Here is a 19,806-nt window from a genome sequence, read left to right as displayed (position 1 = left end):
ACTTCTAAGCATTTTAATCATAAAAATAAGAGAACTTTAGCATTATATATGCTAAAGTTCTCTTATTTCTTAACAGCTTCTATTCTAAACAAAACACCCTACAAAACTTTTCTTATAATTCCTTAAACCTCTATCCTTCACCTTATAGCTATATTGTTAAAACTCTCCGTCCTAATTTATTTAGAGCTCTTTACATAACTAATTGCCTGACTCCCCATTTGCACCCATGCCTGTTCAAAGTTTTCTCTTGGTACTTTCACATCTAAGCTATCATCAAGCGGGTCTCGAATATATACAGATTCCTTATCGTACCCAATAAGTACAACACAATGTTCATTATATGTAATAGAAACATCCCCACTATTTGTTTTCCATGTAGTAAATTCATCTTCATCTAAAGGAGCATATGTTGCATTTGTAATCATGACTACCGGTTGCCCTGCTTTTACACTCTTATATATTTCCTCTATACTCTTTCCTGTTAAATCCACAGCTTTATTAGATAAATATTTTTTCGCTAACTGAAAAAGTGGCCCATGATATACACCATAACCGGATTCAGAAAAGGTATAAATATTTCCTACAAACCCTTCATTCGGATTTCCGCGTACACCATCAACCATAAAATCAACTTTTTTTATTTCATTTGCTAATTTCATCTTATCTACTGAAACGCCTGCGTATTGTAACATCATTGCTAAACTTGTCACTTCACACCCTCTATCCAGCTCTGGTAACTGCTGAATTAAAGGAACATTTGATAAGAGGATCTTTTCATCATTATTACTAAACTCCGTTCTTTTTCCGCTTTGTATGAAGGATGTTAATTTCTCCATATACTTTGTGATTCCATTTGTATATACACTCCATACTGCTACGCCAAGTAAAGCTATGCATATATACCACTTCAATTTTCGTATCACTCTCACGCCCTTTTTAATTCGTTAAATAAGAATAAAACGCGTCAGCATCCGTTCGAACCATCGGTACAAAATTTAGTTCTTTTCCTTTTTCAGGCTGATCTCTTTTTATTTTTTCTGCTAATTCTTGAATGTTCATATTCATTTTGTCCATATTAAGCTCATCTGCCAATTGTAGCACTTTTTGTTCATTAATTTCTCTTAATACTTGATATATATCTTTACCATACAAATCAATATGATATTTTTTTGCTTCTGCCTGTACTTTTTGTTCGTACACTTCTTGCGCTAACTCTTCTATCTCTTTTCCTTTTTGAGAAATATCTAACTTTCCTGCTTCTTCTCTTACTTTCGTTCCATAAATTTCTTCCGCAACCTCTTCTATTTCTTTTCCTTCAGTCGAAACGCCTAATTTCTCTGCTTCCTTATTAATTTTGATTGCATTGATTTGGCTTATTAAATCCACAATCGATTTGTTCTCTACAGATATCCCTAAGTTTAACGCTTCTTGCTTCACTTTTGTTTCATAGATTTCTTCTGAAAGAATTCCAACATCTTTTCCTTCAATCGAAATTCCTAACTGTTCTGCTTCTCTGCCTACTTCTGTTTCATGAATTTCTTTTTCTAGCGTAATTTGTTCTTTTCCTTCCGTTTCAATACCTAATTTCTCTGCTTTTTCTTCTGTATTTATTACATGTATCTTTCCATTGTTTAATTGCTCTTTACTGCGCTGCGCATAGTCTGTCTTTCCTTTCGATGTTTCAGAAGGAGAGGCACCGCCTAATATACTTAAACTCATTACTCCAATAGTGAATACCATCATCATTTTCTTTTTCAAAATTAATTCCTCCCTCTTATACTTTCTTTCCCATCATTCCCATAAAGTGAAACTATACTCAATGGGAAGCTTCATCTTCCACTGAATATTAGCCTTCACCAATCGAGTATTTCCGGACAGCCCGACTCCAGCCGAGTTTTACTGTCCAGAAAATAGCGGGATCATTTTTTAAATACTATACATACATCTCATCACTGCCTGAGATAACATTATGATCGAGAAAATTTACTCACATACACCTCTATAATCTCTTCTTCATGTAACAATTTTTCTTTATGCAATACATAATATAAATAGTTTCTTAACTTTCCCTTAAAAAAAGACGACCTTGTAAAAACAAGATCGTCTTCTTACTTATATTTTTTGATTTTTAGGGAGAACTACTTCAAAACAAGTACCCTCTCCCCATTTGCTCTCTACTAATATTTTTCCGTAATGCTTTTCTACAATCCACTTGGCGATTGAAAGACCTAATCCAGCTCCCTCTGATGTACTCCTTGCTTTATCCCCTTGATAAAAACGATCAAATAATTTTGGGATATCCTCTACTTTCACGCCTATCCCATCATCTTTCACCTGTATACAAATCGAGCTGCTCGTTTGCGTGCAATCAATTCGAATATGACCGCCTTCATTCGTATATTTCATCGCATTATCTAACAATATGACCATCATTTGATGAATCCGTTCTCTATCACCCATAAAAGACATGTTACGTTCTACTTTTAATATCATCTCTTTTTCTTGATAAGAAGCAATTTCTTTATATGGATCTACTATTTCTTCTAACAATTTACCCATTTCAAATGTTTTTTTATCCATCTCAATTTGATTTGAATCCGAACGTGCTAACAACAATAAGTTGCTAACTAGTTTCGATAACCGCCTGCATTCTTTAGATATTGTAGAAATGTCCATCGCTTTTTCTTCTATCGTAGCGGAGGGGGACTGAAATAACACATCCGTCTTTGATTGAATAACTGCAAGTGGCGTTCTTAATTCATGCGATGCATCGGAAACGAACTGCTGCTGTTTCTCCCATGAATTTTGAATCGGTATGAGTGCTCTGCCAGCTAGGAAAAAGCCGATACCTATTGCACAGAGACTTCCTATACTACAACCTATCACGAGAATTAAAAATAAAGTATTTAACATTCCTTCTTCCGCTGTTATATCTCGCACGATTTGAACTATTTCTCCATCTTTTTGAAGCGAAAATGCTCTAAAATATCGTCCTTGCACTTCAATATCTTGCAAATCCTCTAACTTTTTTGGAGAAAACTTTTCCAAATTCTCTTCAAAAATAGAACGGAATTTACGATTATCGCCCTCTATTTTCACTATTTTCCCATTCCAAGTTATTCTAGTTACCCGCGGATCTCCAATTTGGATTTTCTCCATGCGTTTTCTTGGTGGTATTTTAACATCTAGTTTTTCTCCATACTGAGCCATCATTTTTATAGATTGATCCACTTCATTATAAATACGCTTATATGTGTACGAATAAACAATACTACCTAATACTCCTATTAATAGGATAAATACTAATGAGTTCACTATAGTCAGACGAATGCGTGTTTTTTGAAACATACTTCCTTTTTTCATTTCTCTTTTAATATATATCCAATACCACGAACAGTTTGAATATCTTTCTGATAACCGAATGGCTCTAATTTTTTACGTAAATGATGCACATACACTTCTACAATTGCTACTGTCGTATCTGAATCAAATCCCCAAACACGATCGAAAATTTGTTCACGCATTAAAATCTTTCCGCTATTTTGAATGAGATACTCTAAAAGCTCATATTGTTTTAATGTCAGCTTAATATCTTGTCCCTCTACTTGAACATCTTTATCTTTTCCAAACAATTCAATTCCTTTATATCGAATTGTCTGCTTTGTTGTTAAACTACCACTTCTGCGTAATAAAGCACGAATTCTCGCCTTTAGTTCTGGTGCTTGAAACGGCTTTACGATATAGTCGTCTCCGCCAAAATCCAATCCTTTCACTCGATCTTCTAAAGAATCTCTCGCTGTTAAAAACAGGACTGGCGTTTCAATTCTTTCATCACGTATTTTTTGAATTACTTCAAACCCGTCCATTCCTGGCATCATCACATCAAGTAAAATTGCATCATAAATGTTTTGCATTGCCAAAAACAATCCATCTTCTCCATTTAACGCTGTATCTACTTCAAATTCATCACGCAAAATTTGTACGATAGACTCTAATAACGAAGCATTATCTTCTACTACAAGTAAGCGCATATTCTCACCTTCCATACTATAGTTCAATTCTATTTATTATTACATTTCTGCTCTTCATAACGAAAGAATGTAATCCTATTATGTAATTTCATTTTCAACTATTTCCTTCTAAGTTTTTGCTAGATATAAAATTTTGAGCCTTTATTATAAAAACTCTTTCTTAAATTTTGCTTAATAAAAAATTGAAAGAAATAAGATTCCCCTTATCTCTTTCAATTTTTTACTACGTACACCTTTTTACTCGGCAACTCCAAACAATTTAATTGACCGCCATACACAGCCCCGCCATCAATTCCAATAATACGATTACTACCAAAATATACTCCGCAATTCTCACTACCATGAAGCGTTTTTGTTTCCGTATGGCCAAATACAACAACCTTTTCGCCACTATATCCACTATGAAATTCATTACGGATCCACATTAACGTATATGGTTCAGATTCAGAAACTCGTTTCATTGGCTCAACACCAGCATGTACAAATATATACTCTTCTGTTTCAATGTAATGATCTAATTCTTGAATAAATTTTACATGTTCCTCTAATACGTGAGATTGTAAAATTGGCTTTTGGAAGTCCCCTTCATTAACTGCAATATCTTCTTCTACAAATCCATAGCTATATAACGTTTTATCTCCACCATTTCTTTTTACCCAATGGTTCCATGAGCGTTCCTCATCTGTCGTTAGCGCTTTAATCATCATATCTTCATGATTTCCCTTTAAAACGAATGCTCCTTCTTCTTTTAGCTCTTTCACCTTTTCAAGTACAGCACGTGCATTCGGACCACGATCCACATAATCCCCTAATAGAATTAATTGATCTTGTTTTGCGTTGTATTGTATTTCCTCAAGTAACTTTTTAAATTTATCAATCTCTCCATGAATATCACTAATGACAAGTATCCTATTCATTTTTCTCCTTCTTTCTAAATAAAGTTATTTCTAATTATAACTTTATTTAAAGGAATTTTCTGAACTCAACTACTAGAAAGTATTATTATTACAAATGCAGCTAATTTCCTTACAACACTGTAAGTCTCTTGTCATTCAATTCGATAGTTGTAATTACTATATTTCCTTATACTAAAAGTAAGAAATGAAACAAAAAACAAGGAGAGATGAGATATGAAAAAAGTGATGGAAGTTGTAGTAGCGGTGGTAGAGGTTTTCGTAAATGGTAAGCAAGTTGCAATGGAGTTAAATAAATAATGAAAAGGACAATATTCATTCTAGACCCTTTACTCATATAAAAGAGATAAGAGTTCATCATTTCTTTGATCCCTTATCTCCCTATAAAGAAAGCCGTATCCCTTTAGGATACGGCTTTCTTTTATTTTTGGCTCGTACGAGCTGAAATGCTAATCGCTCTATCTGTTGCTTTTGCAGCTTCATCCAACGCTTCTTTACTATTCTTTCCGTCATACATTGCTTCTAATGCTTTTACAACTGCATCTCGTGATTCTGGGAATACACTAATTAATGCACCTTGAGTTGCTGGAGATTGCTTCGTCGCTTGTAATTGTTCTACTGTTACTTTTAACTGTGGATATTTTTCATATTGCTCTTTTACTAACGATTCATTATATGCATCTGGATTAATTGAGAAATATCCTGTTGCAGTATGCCATTTTGCTTGTACGTCTGGCTTCGTTAAATATTTCATAAAGTCCCATGCACCTTGCTGCGTTTCTTCTGAAACCATATTCGTCATCCATAATGATGCACCGCCAATAACAACACCATTTCGCTTTGAATCTTCTGGATACGGAATATACGAAACACCTACATTAAACTTAGATGCATCAATTAAATCACGAACACCTGCTGAAGAATCTAAATACATAGCAACTTGTCCAGATTGGAACGCGGCACGAATATCATCCCAACTTGCTCCATACTTTCCTAGTGCACCAGCTTTATTCAATTCATCTAACATTCCAAATACTTTCTGTCCTTCTTTACCGTTAAATACCGCTTTCTTTGCAGCATCTTTACGGCCATTTTCATTATCTACATATAAAGCCCCTTGTGTCGCTAACAATTCTTCAAAGAACCAACCATAATTGAGCATAGAAAATCCATATTGTTTTACATTTCCGCCTTCTTTAAACGTTAACTTTTTCGCGGCTTCTTTTAATTCAGCATATGTTTGTGGAGCTTTCTCTGGATCTAACCCAGCCTTTGCAAAAGCATCTTTATTATAAATTAATACTGGCGTAGATGAATTAAATGGCATAGAATACATTTTTCCATCAACTGAATAATAATTTGTAATTGCTTTTTCTAATTTTGATGTATCGTACTTATCTTTTTTAATCCAACTATCGATAGGCGTAATCTTTTTGCTATCAATCATATATTTCGTTGTAATTTCACTCGATTGAACAAGAGCTGGAGCTTCTTTCGTAGCAGACATCGTTTTAAACTTCGTTAAAGACTCTTCGTATGTTCCTTGAAACTCTGCCTTTATCTCGTACTTATTCTGCGATTTATTATAGTCTGCAACAAGCCCATCTAGTACACCTTGTGTTTTTCCACCCATCGCATGCCAAAAACGAATTACAGTTTTATCACCATTTTTTTCAACTGGTGCTACTTTTGCCTGCGCTTCAGGTTTCCCCTCTGTTTTACTATTTGAACAAGCAGCCCCAGTTAATGCCATTGTGGCTGCCATTAAAAGAGCAGCACTTTTTTTCAATAAACTCATCTCAATCCCACCTTTTCCTATGTATGCTTATTTAATTGCACCTTTTGTTAATCCTTGTTGTAATTGCTTTTGCCCTAAAAATAGTAAAATCAACGTTGGAATGACGATAACCGTAACACCGGCCATTACGCTTCCCCAATCAGTTGCAACTTCTTGAGATTGAAGTTGCTTCACACCAATTTGAACTGTTCTGACTTTTTCATCAGTGGTCACTAAGAGCGGCCACAAGTACATATTCCATGTCGTTAAAAAGCTATATACTCCAAGCGTAATAAAACTCGTTTTACAATACGGAATTACAACGCTGAATAAAAACCTTACATTTCCAATCCCTTCAATAAAAGCAGCTTCTTTCAATTCATTCGGAAGCGTCATAAAATGTTGGCGTAATAAGAAAATACCGAAAGCTGTTGCAAAAAATGGCACTGTCATCCCAGCAAAGCTATTGATCCAACCAAAGTTTTGAATCGTTAAAAAGTTCGGTACCATCGTTGCTTCCCACGGAATAAGCATCGTTGAAATAAACAAGAAGAAAATTACGTTTCTCCCTTTAAACTGAAGAAAAACAAAAGCATAAGCTGCTAAACTGGATACGATAAGTTGTCCAATCATAACAATCGTCGATACAATTAAACTGTTGTACAAGTATGTAAAAAGCGGTACTTTTCGAAAGATATTCATAAAATTATCGAAAGTAAATTGGGTCGGAAATAACCTTCTCATTTGAATATCATCTGGTGTCATAAAGCTTATTAAAAACGCATAGAGTACAGGAAAAAACACCATTACTGCACTAATAATGAGCAGCATGTATAATAGGAAATTTTGTTTCCACTGTTTAACGATCATTTATAATGCACCTTTCTCTCAGCAAACTTAAATTGAAGTAATGTAGCAATAAAAATGAAAACAAATAATACCATCGCTTGTGCACTTGCTGTTCCAAATTGATGATTCACAAATGCCTCTTTATAAATCGAATACACAATTAAATTCGTTGCATCATTCGGTCCACCGTGCGTTAAAATATCAATTTGTCCAAAACTTTGGAATGCACTAATTAACGTTACTGTCACGATAAAGAATAAAGTTGGTGATAGCATCGGTAATGTAACGCGGCGAAGCTTATATAAATAACTAGCACCATCTATAGATGCACTCTCATATAAAGACGTATCAATATTTTGCAAACCACCTAATATAACTAAAAATGCAAATCCTGTATTCACCCAAACCGTTGTAACCGATACAGAAAACAGTGCCCAGTCCGGACTCGTTAACCATGCGATTGCCGGAAGATTCATAGCGGCTAATATATTATTAAATAACCCTACACTTGGATGAAATAAAAATAGCCAAATCACTGCGCTAGCAGCTACTGATATTCCCATCGTTGAAGAAAAGAGAACACGGAACAATCCAATACCTCTTACTTTTTCATTTGCAATTAATGCAAGAAATAAGGCGAATACAATACTAGTAGGCACTGTATATAAAACAAATAATAAAGTTGACTTTATACTTTTGTAGAAAGCAGGATCAGAAAATAAATATTGATAATTTTCTAAGCCAACGAAAAGATTGGCTTCTCCGTGTATATCTGTTAAATAAAAGCTATAGTAAATCGTCCTAAACAATGGATAGAAAAGAAAAATTGAAAATAACAAAATAGATGGAGCCAAAAACAATAATCCTATTCTTAAATCTTTCGTTCTGCCCCATAAACTCTTCTTTTTTGACACTGCTGTTTGAACTGGTAACTTCCCTACTTCAATCATTATTTCGCCACCACTTTCAACTCTTCTTCAGCCACCACTTTTAATCGTTCATTCTTATTTTGGTGAAAGAAACATAGTTTTTCTTGCGAGAATAATAATTTTACTTTGTCACCTTTGTTCAGGATTAACTGTCCGATGACTTTCGCACTCCAAGTTGTTCCATTTACCGCAAAGTTTAATATAGACTCATTCCCTAATACTTCTACAGATTGCAGCGTAACTTCTTGTCCTGCCTCAGACAATGCAATATGCTCAGGACGCATACCTATTCGAATTGTCCCTGCTGGTAATTGCTTTAACTGTCCAATAGATAATGGAATTTGCAATTGCCCTATATGTAATACGCCTTTTTCTTTATCCACTTCTCCATCATTTATATTCATAGAAGGAGAACCTATAAAACTTGCAACAAATTCGTTTGCTGGTTCGTTGTATATATCAAGAGGTGTTCCAACTTGTTGTATACTTCCTTTATTCAAGACCATGATACGATCTCCCATAGTCATCGCTTCTATTTGATCGTGAGTAACGTAAATCATCGTAATTCCGAGTCGTTGCTGAATTTCTCTAATTTCAATCCTCATTTGCGCACGTAATTTCGCATCTAAATTCGAAAGTGGTTCATCCATTAAACAAATCGGTGCTTGACTCACGATCGCCCTGGCAAGCGCAACACGCTGTCTTTGTCCGCCTGATAATTGGCCCGGTTTCATTTTCACATACTCTTTCAGCCCTACCATTTCAATAGCTTCTATTAATCGCTTTTGTCGCTCTTCTTTTTGTACCTTCCTTACCTTAAGTCCAAATAAAATATTTTCTTCTACAGTTAGGTGTGGATATAATGCATAATTTTGAAATACCATTGATAAATTACGGTCTTTCGGCTCTAAATTATTTGCAACACGTTCATTAATCATTAAATCTCCCGAAGAGATTTCTTCTAAGCCAGCGATCATTCGTAGTAATGTACTTTTTCCACATCCCGAAGGTCCAACTAAAACGAAAAATTCTCCCTTCTTAATATGAACCGATACATCTTTAACCGCTGTCTCTTCCGCATTTATATATATCTTTGAAACATCTTTCAATTCGATCACAAGGTTGCACTCCTTTTTTCTTCTTGTATCCATACTTCATAATGACTCGTTGAAATCGCACTTGCTCCCGCACGAATGGCAATTTCCGCATCTTCCCGCGTTTGAATCAATCCACCTGCAATAATAGGAAACTCTATTTTCTCTGCTAGCTGTTTTATAATAGAAGGCATAATTCCAGGCATAATCTCTACCGCATTTGGTTTAGTCGTTTTACAATTTTCAATTGATTTTGTAAGAGATAAAGTATCGACAATAAAAATTCGTTGAATCGTTTTTAATCCAATTTTATTGGCATTTCGAATTGTCGAACCTTTTGTTGAAATAATACCTTGTGCTCCGATAACATCTTGAATATACAAAAGGGCTTCCTCTGTGTTCGTATTTAAGCCTTGTATAAAATCACAATGAAGAAATACATCATGTCCATGTTTCTGTAATTCGTATACACGCTCTGGTAACTCCAGCATTGAACCAGTCATAAGAAAAACTGTTTTCGGTAATTTTTTGTATGCTTTATACCCTTTCCAATCCTTTATCATCGCGATATGAGGTTCTTTAAACATTTATTCCACCTAGCTTTTCTATTTTTATCCAAACTAAAAACACCTACTTACATAGAACACCCTTCTCCTTATTTGAACTCTAGGGAATAGAGCACACCTAAGAAAGTGGCACGTTATATGTAAGCGGGTGTTCTCAAATGTTCTCTACCCTAGTTATTTTGTTACCTTTACTATATTACGCATTTATTAAGTCAGTTTTGATAAATTGTTAATTAGGTGTTAATCGAATGTTAATATTCACCATATTGTTTTTTACAATAATCCAGATATACGAATAAACTCTAACAGAACACAACAATATTTACATTTCAATCAATATGTAAATTCATTCCATAGTTAATAAGTTTTAGTTTTCTCGCCACTGCTTGTGAAGCACAATTATCCCAAGAGGTACTATAAAGCGGAATACGTTTTTCTTCTTTTATTGACATTTCCCAAGCTTTAACGACATCAGCACCATATCCCTTTCCCCGGAAGCCCTCTACAGTTTCCACACTTGCCTCAGCAGCTATAGGCGTACTTCTTGCACTGCAGCATATAGAAACGACTTGTTCATTTTCAACAATTGCAAAATAAGGTTGCCTCCATTCCATCTGTTCTATTAGATTAGGAAAATTTTCTCGCATGAGCTCTTTATTCTTCTCTGTTATTTGTATCACCCTAGTCGGCTCATTTGAATTATTTGGAAACATGTAAGCAGGACCCATCCAAATATTCTCTACCGTTCTCTCTTCATTTAATACTTTCATGATCTTTGCTATCTCTATGTGATTTGAACGTTCTCGAATTAATTTCTCAATCTTACTTATTATTTCACCATCCAAATTACAATGATATCTCGTTATATTCCCTTCACGAGTTTTGCTAAGAAAAAAACGTGGTGCTTTCGGATTTCCCTGTTCATTTACACTCTTTATTCTTCCCACTTGATTATGAACAAATAAAACCTCTGCCTGAATTACTATTAACTCAAGTTCTGAAAATCGCATTTATGCCCTCCTTCATTACCCTGTGTAGCCTCCATATACCATCCATTCATACTCTATTTTCTGATGTTCAAAACAAAAATCCCATTTAAATACACATTACTGAATCAATCATACTAAAATGACTTCTTCATTCTGTCTATCTAAATGGGATTATTTCGTACTCTTTATGTCTTTTTCTTATTATTCCACCGGTTGTGGTTGCGGCTGCACTACTTCATTCGCACCAGCTATTCTCAACACATTCGCAATATCTTTAAAACCTCTTTTTTCAGCATATTGCAGCGGCGTAATATTTTCCTTATTGGCCATATTTACATCTGCCCCGTGGTTAATAAGCATTTGAATTACTTTCTTATGGCTTTCACTACCATTTCCCAATACAATTGCTTCTATTAAAGCTGTACCACCACGTTCATTTTTATAATTCACATCAATATCTGTATGCTCTAATAATTCTTTAACAACCTCTACATGACCACGCTCAGATGCAGAAATGAGTGCTGTGCCACCTGACTTAGTCGTTTCTTTCGTATTAACTCCTGCATTAATTAATACTTTTACAATATCCGTATACCCTTCTCTACTTGCATAAAGGAATGGATTGCTTTGTTTCTCATCTTTGACTTCAATATTTGCACCTGCACCAATTAATGCTTTAACTGTCTCTACATGATTTTGGTACGTTGCTGCAAGGATAGGGGTTTCTCGGTTGTCACCTTCTACGTTTATATTCGCTCCATCCTGAATCAACTTCATAGCTGTCTCTGTGTCTCCAAGAGTCGCTGAAAGTAACAACTGTTTGTCCAGTAAATTTATACTTTTTTCTTCTTTAACTTCTTCTTGTTCTTTATGCTTTTCTTTTTTCTTTTCGTTTTTCACATGAACCGGTTTCGATTCTGGTTCCTCTTGCTTATCGCAAGCCACTACCGTCATTAAAAGTCCTAATAACATACATAATAAAATTTTTTGTTTTCTCACAACTACAGCTCCTATGAAAGATAATGTTTTCTTAACCATTCCTCCATCACATACAATAACTCTTCTTGAGTACATTTATCCATAAGCCCTTTATATTCCTTCTTTAATCGGATTATCTTAAGCTTATCCTATGTTTCTCAACCTATTGGAATGATACGCCTGATGGCCTCATCATTAACATTATGAAGCAATTAGTTTAGCACGTTTTAACCGCATTTGTATACATTTCTAAAAAGTACATAAAGTGAAACTTTAATTAGTGGGGGTTTTGTTCATCTACCACTAATTATTAGTTGAACCAATCGGGCTTTTACGGGCAGTTGATCTCCACCTAACTTCTTTGCTTTCACTAAATTTTGAGGTGGGGATCTTACTGCCCGTTAATGCGGGATAAATGATTGCTTTAGGTCACTATACTCCATTGTAACCGTTCTTCTAAAAATTTTACACCTTTTCTATATTTGCACCTGAGTAATGCTAGAAAAAGACAACTATATAGTTGTCTTTTTCTAGTATTAATGATGCCCACCGTGATTCCCTGTTTTCGGTTTCCCCATCATTTCTTTATTCATTTCCCATTTATGCTCTGCTAGCTCTTTATACGAAAGAACCTTACCCTTATAGTTAGATACAAAGCTCTCTGCATCTTTTTTATTTTTAAATGAAATGACATTATAAGCCATTGGTGTCGTTATTGTTTTATCATATACGTAAGTAGCGTCTTCTAACGAAACCCAATCTTTCGAATCATAATCTCGAACAAATTTTTCTTTCGTCTTTTCGCCTGGATTAATCTCCATCCATTTATACATACAACCAATATCATCAAACTTTAACGCTTTTCCATTTTCTAAAATGATTTCTGTTGCAAATTGATTATCCGTTACCCCAATTTGGCAAATATCACACTTATCATGTTTCTCATCAATTGCCACAGCTGTTGTTCCCTTTTTCCCACACCCCACTATCGTAAATAAGAAACATAAACATATAGCAAGCACAACATACTTTATTCTCATCACTATTCCTCCCTAAAAACCGTATACTCCACAAGGAGAATATCAAAAACTTGTGTGGGATTTGTGAAAAAACAATGTGCTTTTTGTAATATAGAAAACAAAAAAGATGTGTAGCTATTTCTACACCTCTTTCATCATTCACAGCCTGTAATTAATAAATCATCTTCTAACTTAACTAATAATGTATCTGTATTAATTTTCTGCCCAACTTCTACATTTACTAATCTTATATTTCCACTGATACCGACCGCGACTTTTTCAAGCTCACCATTATTTTTTCGGACCATCATTAATTTTTCCCACTCATATACATAAGAAGATTCATTAACAAAAATCTCTTCTATCTTCCCCTCATAAGAACTATAAACTTCTTCTATTCTCGTTTCCATTCAAAATCTACTCCCTACTTCGCACTTCACTATTTTCACCTTATTCTATCACTCTTGTTAGAAGTAAATTATATTTTTAAAAATTCAAAATTACCTTCGTGAACAATATGACCAAAATAAAAATTATGCTTCTAATGGTGTTATTTTTCAAATTATTTACCATTTGGATAGATGCTTTTATGATAAACAAAAAACATTGTTCTGAATTTTTACTTTGTTTTGAAAGCGCAATCATTTTTTTAAGGGGGAGATCGGATGTTAGCTCTACTTGGATTTGCAATGGTATTTGTCTTTATGTTTTTAATCATGACGAAACGTATGTCAGCATTAGTAGCATTAATATTAATTCCAATTACTTTCGCATTAATTGGCGGATTTTATGCAGACATGGGTCCTATGATGTTAGAGGGCATTCAAAAATTAGCACCTACCGGTATTATGCTTATGTTTGCCATTTTATATTTTGGAATTATGATCGATAGCGGTTTATTCGATCCTGTCATTAGTAAAATATTAAAATTTGTAAAAGGGGATCCTTTAAAAATTGTTGTTGGTACAGCCATTCTTACTATTATTGTTTCATTAGATGGGGATGGAACAACAACGTATATGATTACTGTTTCCGCAATGTACCCATTATATAAACGTCTCGGAATGAATCCACTTATATTAGCTGGGGTTGTTATGTTAGGGGCAGGTGTGACAAATCTTACACCTTGGGGTGGACCAACTGCTCGAGTTATGAGTGCACTTGGACTAGATGCATCAGAGCTCTTTACACCACTTATACCAGGAATGATTGCTGGTGCAATTTGGGTAGTTTTCGTTGCCTACTATCTTGGAAAAAAAGAAAGAAAACGTTTAGGCATTATGGATGTGCAATATTTAAAACAAATGCAAACAATGGATGAGCAAGCTGCCACAGTAGAAGCTGCCGTGCATAAACGCCCTAAACTTCTATGGATTAACTTTTTATTGACCGCTACATTACTTGTCTGTCTCATACTAGAAGTTATGCCGTTACCTGTTCTCTTTACAGTTGCTTTCGCTATTGCTGTTATGATTAACTATCCAAACTTAGAACAACAAAAAGAACGTATTGCCTCTCATGCAGGAAACGTATTAGCTGTTGTTTCACTCGTATTTGCTGCTGGAATTTTCACTGGTATTTTATCTGGAACAAAAATGGTAGATGCAATGGCTCAAAGTGTAGTAACTCTTATACCAGATGCACTTGGACCACAGTTGCCAATTATTACAGCTCTTCTTAGTATGCCGTTCACATTTTTCATGTCCAATGATGCATTTTACTTCGGGGTATTACCTATTTTAACGAAGGCTGCTGCTACTTATGGAATTAGTGCAGCTGAAATGGGACGCGCTTCCTTACTCGGTCAACCCGTTCACTTATTAAGTCCTCTTGTCGCTTCCACTTATTTATTGGTCGGAATGGCTAAAGTTGATTTTGGTGAACATCAACGCTTCACTTTATTGTGGGCCGTTGGAACGACAATGGTGATGTTGATTACTGGAATTGTAATTGGGATTATTCCAATATAAGACGCAAAAAACAGTAGAAGAAATAAACCCTCTACTGTTTTTGTTATGAAGAAACGAGAAAATACCTTCTCTCTGGTCTCCCTACACTTCCATATATAAGCTCTGCATGTACTTTCTTCCCAGATATTAAATACTCTAAATAGCGTCTCGCTGTTGATCGACTTACTCCAACCATCGAGCTTAACACTTCTGCGGTAATTCCTTCTTCATTAACTGTTAACATATGCTTTTTTATTTTCGCTAAAGTTAAAGGATCTATTCCTTTTGGAGCATATTCAACTGTATTTCCCTTCACACCTCTTTGAGACCATAAGTGTTCAATTTGTTCTGTAGATAATTGATTGCTTTTCTTTAACTGCCTAATCTTTTTTTGATAACTTTCTAAACTCGCTTTAAAACGGTCAAACATAAGTGGTTTTACGATATAATCAGTTACTCCACCACGTAAAGCATGCCTTACTACATCAGTTTCCGATGCAGCTGTAATCATAATAATATCTGTATCATGCAAATTATGCCTAATATATGTGACAAGTTCTGTTCCTTGTATATCAGGTAAGTACACGTCTAATAAAACGAGTTGTGGCTTCACAAGCTCTAGCCATTCCTTCGCTTGTTCCCCAGTCGTTGCTGTTCCAATTACTTTAAATCCTTCAATTTTTTCAGTAAAACGCCGATGAATGTCCGCAATCCGAATATCATCTTCTACAATTAATACTTCAATCTCCTCACCCATTACAACTCGCCTCTCTCTTTCGGTAATGCAATAATGAACAACGCACCACCTAAATCCCCTTTTTCAATTGCAATGCTTCCATTTAAATCTTCTACTAACTCTTTCACTTTTGCTAATCCATATCCTCGCTTCTCTCCTTCTTTCGTTGAAAAGCCTTTATAAAATATGCTAGTAATTATTTCATCATGAATCCCTTGCCCCGAATCTTCCACTTCAATTAATATTTCTTCTCCGATATCTGTTACAAACATTCTAACTTTCTTATCATGCTCTTGATTTTTTTCAATTGCTTCAAATGCATTCGTAATTAAATTCCCTAAAATCGAAACGACATAATTACTCTCAATATGCGGACTTAATGTTTCTAAACTACTTTCTCGATCTAGTACAAAATCAATCTTCAACTCTCTTGCCCTATTATAAAATCCAATTAAAATTCCACCTAGCCATGGATTTTGAATTCGCTTCATAATAAATTGAACAAAATCTTGATATACCGCCGTCTCCTTATGAATGAGCTCTAGAGCATCTTCATATGACTCTAATTGGATAAGACCTGAAAGCGTATACAATAAATTGTTGTATTCATGGGTTTGTGCTCGTAACGCCTCTGTATATTGCTTCGTCTGAGATAATTCTGCTGTTAACTGGTCCATTTCAGATTTCAAACGTAAGCTCGATACGACGCCGGTTACTTTATTATTTACTTTAATAGGTAGACGATTAGCAATAACAGCCTGCCCTTTTATATTTAATTGACGATCAAACTGTTCTTCACCAGTTTGAAGTACATCTAGTATGGATGAATTAGGAATTATATTTAAAATAAATGATCCAATGATATTTTTTCGGTTGTCTAGTGAAAGAATATCGTAGGCTGCTTGATTGACTAAACTAATCATGCCCTTTTTATCAATTACGATAATCCCTTCTCGTACAGATTGAATCACTGTACTATGCTCTTCATATAAAGATGAAATTTCTTCTGGTTCCATCCCAAACATCATTCTTTTTATACTTGCAGCTAAATATATGGAACCAATTATTCCCATTAACAAACCGATTATTGTAATCCAAAATACACGCTTTCCATACACTTCTACCGCTCCATGAATATCATCCATTGAAAATCCAACAGATACTACACCAATAATTTTATTATCCTGATTACGGATTGGAACTTTTCCGCGTAAGGAAGGTCCTAATGATCCCGTTGCTTTCGAAACGTAAGATTTCCCTTCTAATAGCACTCCTTTATTATCTCCACCAACCATTACTTCTCCTATTTTGTCTTTCTTGGGGTGTGCATAACGAATCCCTTCTTTATTTCCAACCACAATAAAATCAGCATCTGTATCAATTCGAATTTTTTCTGCAATCGGTTGAATAATAGAAGCTGGATTTTCTTTTTGAAAAGCTTCCGCGATTTCCGGTATAGCTGCAACTGTTTTCGCAACATGCAAAGCTCTTTTACCAATTTGCTCTTCTACTGTTTCAGATAATATGTAGTAAAACAAATAACTTGTTAACAAAAGCACAACAAGAATAAGTGTACTAATAGTTAATGTAATTCTCGGTTGTAGTTTTAATTTTTTAAATTTCAAAACCATTCCCCTAACATGGATAAAGATAGAATTTAAAGAAAATACAGTTTTTTCAATTGTTAAACTTAATCATAACACGGTTACTACACATTTCTTTATTTTTATCTCCATAAAAAAAGAAACGAAGTAAAATTACTACCTCGTTTCTTAATATTTTTTATTACACTTTAAACTTGCCAATCATCTCTTGCAATTCTTCTGCCATTTGTGATAAGTGAACTGCTGCTCCATTAATTTCATCTACTGAAGCTAATTGCTCTTCAGAAGAACCAGCAATATTTTGAACACTTGCTGCATTTTCTTCAATCGTAGCTGCAATTTCATTAATAGATGCACTTACTTGTTTGGCATCTACCGTCATTTGTTTCGCTACTTCTACCATACTATCAATTTGCACAACTGTATCATTTGTAGATTTCAATATTTCAGCAAAGCTTTGCTTCGTTTCATTTGCAACTACAAGACCTGATTGTACTTCTGTTCCAACTTGATTCATAGAGCTTACCGTTTCTTTTATATCAAATTGAATCTCTTTCACTAGTTTTCCAATTTCCGTAGAAGACTGTCCTGATTGTTCAGCTAATTTTCGCACTTCATCCGCTACAATTGCAAATCCTCTTCCTTGCTCCCCAGCTCTTGCAGCCTCAATTGCAGCATTTAATGCTAATAAATTTGTCTGCTCTGCAATATGTTGAATCACTTCCAGAATTGCTCCGATTTGTTTCGACTTATCATCTAATAAAGCAATGACTTTATCTGAATTTGAAACTGACTCATGAATTAATTGCATTTGATTCACAGTTTGCTCAACTAACTTCCCACCATCTTCAGCTTTTTTCTTCGTATACATAGAAGCTGTTGATACTAATGAAGAACTATCAGCAACACGCTGAACTCCTTCTGTAACTTCTTCTAATAACGTCGCTCCTTCTTCAACTTCTCTCGTTTGTATTTCAGCCCCACTCGACACTTGCTCTATAGCTTGTGTAATTTGTTCTGTCGCTTCACTTGTCTGCTTCATGCTAGCTGTTAATTCTTCTGAAGATGCTGCTACATGACTTGCTGAAATATTTATATTGGAAATGACATTATGTAATGATGATGCCATCTCATTAAAACTTTCTCCTAACTGCCCGATTTCATCTTTAGAATGAACTGTAATAGATTCTGTTAAATCACCTTCACTAATTTTCCTAGATGATAGAACAAGTTGTTTTAACGGTTTAATAATAGAAGCAATTATGAAGTAAATTAAAACCCCACCAATCATTAATGAAATCCCAATAACAGTTATCGTTTTATAGAAAATAGGTTCAGCCGCTTGAATAATTTCTTTTGAAGGCATTATCCCCGCTATTTTCCATCCAGTTTTCTTATTCGTTTTAAAAGTAATGTTACGATCTTCACCATCTAATGAATAATGAAAATCACCAGCTTCCTGTTTATAAAATTCCTTACTAAGTTTCTCTTCTAACTTCACACCCGGCTTCAGTGTCGGGTGTGCGACTACATTTTTATCTTGATCAAATATCGCTACATAACCTTCCTTACCGATATTAACCATCTTGGAAGTAGTTACAATATTATTGATAATTAAGTCAATCCCAAGAACGCCACTTTTATCCTCATTTTGTTTTGCCAGTGTGATAACAGTATTCCCTGTCGTTTTTGACTTATATGGAGCAGTTACAATTACTTCTCCGCTTTTTTTCACTGCCTCTTTATACCAATCTCTTTCTGTAGGATTATATCCTTCCGGCATTTGAATTGCCGGTGATTGAATAAATTGCCCGTTGCTAGACCCAGTATAGATAGCTTCCATTTCCGGATGTAACTTATTATATTCTTCTAGTTTATTTTGGATATTTTGTATTTGATCCGCTTGGTAACTTGATTGTGTAAATAATTTCGTAAAATAAGTTGCATCTACTTTTTTACTATCCAATTCCTTATTAATTACATTATCCAAAATTTTTATATTATCTTTCGCCGAGTTTAAAATCGTTTCATTAAAATTTGTTTTCGCCTGCTGATAAGACGTCCAACCAATTACAATACTTGGAAGAATTAAAATGATAATAAATGACACAAGTAACTTTGTTTTTAAACTACTACTCCTTAACTTCCTTTGAAACATATTTCTACCCCTCCATACCGTTTTACATGCAATAAATTACAATTAATCTATTTATAAAAATTATAAGATATAAATAAATTGACGAGACTCTCTATTTCTTTTTACTCATCATTCTAAATTTAAAGGATTATTGCATACTTACTTCATTCTATAAAAATTAAATAATTAAAACAATGTATAAAAATGTATATTATTCGAAATATTATGATTCAC

Annotated in this window: 18 protein-coding genes; 1 reads left to right on the top strand and 17 read right to left on the bottom strand. The window is 34.5% G+C overall.

Annotated elements, in window-relative coordinates:
* Window positions 1-176: 176 nt before the first annotated feature.
* From F0362_RS03025 to F0362_RS02960, 14 genes are all read right to left on the bottom strand, one after another.
* Window positions 177-923, bottom strand: coding sequence for a C39 family peptidase (locus F0362_RS03025; protein WP_000619781.1), 747 nt, complete (start codon window positions 921-923; stop codon window positions 177-179).
* A 13-nt stretch (window positions 924-936) separates the two neighbouring features.
* The gene (locus F0362_RS03020) at window positions 937-1,758 is read right to left on the bottom strand and encodes a hypothetical protein (RefSeq protein ID WP_000728558.1); all 822 of its coding nucleotides are present in this window, start codon (window positions 1,756-1,758) and stop codon (window positions 937-939) included.
* Between the two features lie 354 nt (window positions 1,759-2,112).
* Window positions 2,113-3,348, bottom strand: coding sequence for a sensor histidine kinase (locus F0362_RS03015; protein ID WP_033657392.1), 1,236 nt, complete (start codon window positions 3,346-3,348; stop codon window positions 2,113-2,115).
* Window positions 3,349-3,359: 11 nt separating this feature from the next.
* Window positions 3,360-4,031, bottom strand: a complete 672-nt coding sequence (locus F0362_RS03010; protein ID WP_001238627.1) for a response regulator transcription factor — start codon at window positions 4,029-4,031, stop codon at window positions 3,360-3,362.
* A gap of 212 nt (window positions 4,032-4,243) precedes the next feature.
* Window positions 4,244-4,948, bottom strand: a complete 705-nt coding sequence (locus F0362_RS03005) for a metallophosphoesterase family protein (protein ID WP_001079919.1) — start codon at window positions 4,946-4,948, stop codon at window positions 4,244-4,246.
* Window positions 4,949-5,366: 418 nt separating this feature from the next.
* On the bottom strand, window positions 5,367-6,743 hold the full coding sequence (locus tag F0362_RS03000; protein WP_000054808.1) for an ABC transporter substrate-binding protein: 1,377 nt from the start codon (window positions 6,741-6,743) through the stop codon (window positions 5,367-5,369).
* 27 nt (window positions 6,744-6,770) lie between these two features.
* Complete coding sequence (locus tag F0362_RS02995; protein WP_000635953.1) at window positions 6,771-7,592, bottom strand: carbohydrate ABC transporter permease; 822 nt, start codon at window positions 7,590-7,592, stop codon at window positions 6,771-6,773.
* Window positions 7,589-8,521, bottom strand: coding sequence for a carbohydrate ABC transporter permease (locus F0362_RS02990; RefSeq protein WP_000573572.1), 933 nt, complete (start codon window positions 8,519-8,521; stop codon window positions 7,589-7,591). Before F0362_RS02990 ends, F0362_RS02995 begins: the two co-directional genes overlap by 4 nt.
* The gene (locus F0362_RS02985; RefSeq protein WP_000571195.1) at window positions 8,521-9,618 is read right to left on the bottom strand and encodes an ABC transporter ATP-binding protein; all 1,098 of its coding nucleotides are present in this window, start codon (window positions 9,616-9,618) and stop codon (window positions 8,521-8,523) included. Before F0362_RS02985 ends, F0362_RS02990 begins: the two co-directional genes overlap by 1 nt.
* Window positions 9,615-10,181 (bottom strand): glycerol-3-phosphate responsive antiterminator, encoded by a 567-nt coding sequence (locus F0362_RS02980; RefSeq protein ID WP_000471996.1) that lies wholly within the window; start codon window positions 10,179-10,181, stop codon window positions 9,615-9,617. The genes F0362_RS02985 and F0362_RS02980 overlap by 4 nt, the downstream gene beginning before the upstream one ends.
* A 308-nt stretch (window positions 10,182-10,489) precedes the next feature.
* Window positions 10,490-11,170 carry a GNAT family N-acetyltransferase gene (locus F0362_RS02975; protein ID WP_001212342.1) on the bottom strand — a complete coding sequence of 227 codons (681 nt, stop codon included), beginning with the start codon at window positions 11,168-11,170 and terminating at the stop codon, window positions 10,490-10,492.
* A gap of 180 nt (window positions 11,171-11,350) precedes the next feature.
* Entirely contained in the window at window positions 11,351-12,223 is an 873-nt protein-coding gene (locus F0362_RS02970; protein WP_149889637.1) for an ankyrin repeat domain-containing protein, read from the bottom strand.
* 440 nt (window positions 12,224-12,663) lie between these two features.
* The gene (locus F0362_RS02965; protein WP_001220934.1) at window positions 12,664-13,167 is read right to left on the bottom strand and encodes a nitrous oxide reductase accessory protein NosL; all 504 of its coding nucleotides are present in this window, start codon (window positions 13,165-13,167) and stop codon (window positions 12,664-12,666) included.
* 134 nt (window positions 13,168-13,301) lie between these two features.
* Window positions 13,302-13,556, bottom strand: a complete 255-nt coding sequence (locus tag F0362_RS02960; protein ID WP_000450026.1) for a hypothetical protein — start codon at window positions 13,554-13,556, stop codon at window positions 13,302-13,304.
* A 255-nt stretch (window positions 13,557-13,811) separates the two neighbouring features.
* Here F0362_RS02960 and F0362_RS02955 point away from each other — a divergent pair, with 255 nt between their 5' ends.
* Entirely contained in the window at window positions 13,812-15,116 is a 1,305-nt protein-coding gene (locus F0362_RS02955; RefSeq protein ID WP_000880435.1) for a CitMHS family transporter, read from the top strand.
* 43 nt (window positions 15,117-15,159) lie between these two features.
* Here F0362_RS02955 and F0362_RS02950 read toward each other — a convergent pair whose 3' ends face one another.
* From F0362_RS02950 to F0362_RS02940, 3 genes are all read right to left on the bottom strand, one after another.
* Window positions 15,160-15,852 (bottom strand): response regulator, encoded by a 693-nt coding sequence (locus F0362_RS02950; protein ID WP_000503458.1) that lies wholly within the window; start codon window positions 15,850-15,852, stop codon window positions 15,160-15,162.
* A complete protein-coding gene (locus tag F0362_RS02945) occupies window positions 15,852-17,456 on the bottom strand; it encodes an ATP-binding protein (protein ID WP_000669467.1) in 1,605 nt (534 codons plus the stop codon). Before F0362_RS02945 ends, F0362_RS02950 begins: the two co-directional genes overlap by 1 nt.
* Window positions 17,457-17,616: 160 nt before the next feature.
* Window positions 17,617-19,593, bottom strand: a complete 1,977-nt coding sequence (locus F0362_RS02940; RefSeq protein WP_000487736.1) for a methyl-accepting chemotaxis protein — start codon at window positions 19,591-19,593, stop codon at window positions 17,617-17,619.
* Window positions 19,594-19,806 lie beyond the last annotated feature (213 nt).

The organism is Bacillus sp. BS98 (assembly GCF_008432245.1).
Lineage (GTDB): Bacteria > Bacillota > Bacilli > Bacillales > Bacillaceae_G > Bacillus_A > Bacillus_A toyonensis.
Note: the sequence above shows the minus strand (reverse complement) of the source record. Positions and strands in the feature narration are given on the sequence as shown.

Coding starts and splice junctions, on each gene's coding strand:
- F0362_RS03015 (WP_033657392.1), bottom strand. CDS start 3,348: ATGTTTCAAAAAACACGCATTCGTCTGACTATAGTGAACTCATTAGTA.
- F0362_RS03010 (WP_001238627.1), bottom strand. CDS start 4,031: ATGCGCTTACTTGTAGTAGAAGATAATGCTTCGTTATTAGAGTCTATC.
- F0362_RS03005 (WP_001079919.1), bottom strand. CDS start 4,948: ATGAATAGGATACTTGTCATTAGTGATATTCATGGAGAGATTGATAAA.
- F0362_RS03000 (WP_000054808.1), bottom strand. CDS start 6,743: ATGAGTTTATTGAAAAAAAGTGCTGCTCTTTTAATGGCAGCCACAATG.
- F0362_RS02995 (WP_000635953.1), bottom strand. CDS start 7,592: ATGATCGTTAAACAGTGGAAACAAAATTTCCTATTATACATGCTGCTC.
- F0362_RS02990 (WP_000573572.1), bottom strand. CDS start 8,521: ATGATTGAAGTAGGGAAGTTACCAGTTCAAACAGCAGTGTCAAAAAAG.
- F0362_RS02980 (WP_000471996.1), bottom strand. CDS start 10,181: ATGTTTAAAGAACCTCATATCGCGATGATAAAGGATTGGAAAGGGTAT.
- F0362_RS02975 (WP_001212342.1), bottom strand. CDS start 11,170: ATGCGATTTTCAGAACTTGAGTTAATAGTAATTCAGGCAGAGGTTTTA.
- F0362_RS02970 (WP_149889637.1), bottom strand. CDS start 12,223: ATGTACTCAAGAAGAGTTATTGTATGTGATGGAGGAATGGTTAAGAAA.
- F0362_RS02965 (WP_001220934.1), bottom strand. CDS start 13,167: ATGAGAATAAAGTATGTTGTGCTTGCTATATGTTTATGTTTCTTATTT.
- F0362_RS02960 (WP_000450026.1), bottom strand. CDS start 13,556: ATGGAAACGAGAATAGAAGAAGTTTATAGTTCTTATGAGGGGAAGATA.
- F0362_RS02955 (WP_000880435.1), top strand. CDS start 13,812: ATGTTAGCTCTACTTGGATTTGCAATGGTATTTGTCTTTATGTTTTTA.
- F0362_RS02950 (WP_000503458.1), bottom strand. CDS start 15,852: ATGGGTGAGGAGATTGAAGTATTAATTGTAGAAGATGATATTCGGATT.
- F0362_RS02940 (WP_000487736.1), bottom strand. CDS start 19,593: ATGTTTCAAAGGAAGTTAAGGAGTAGTAGTTTAAAAACAAAGTTACTT.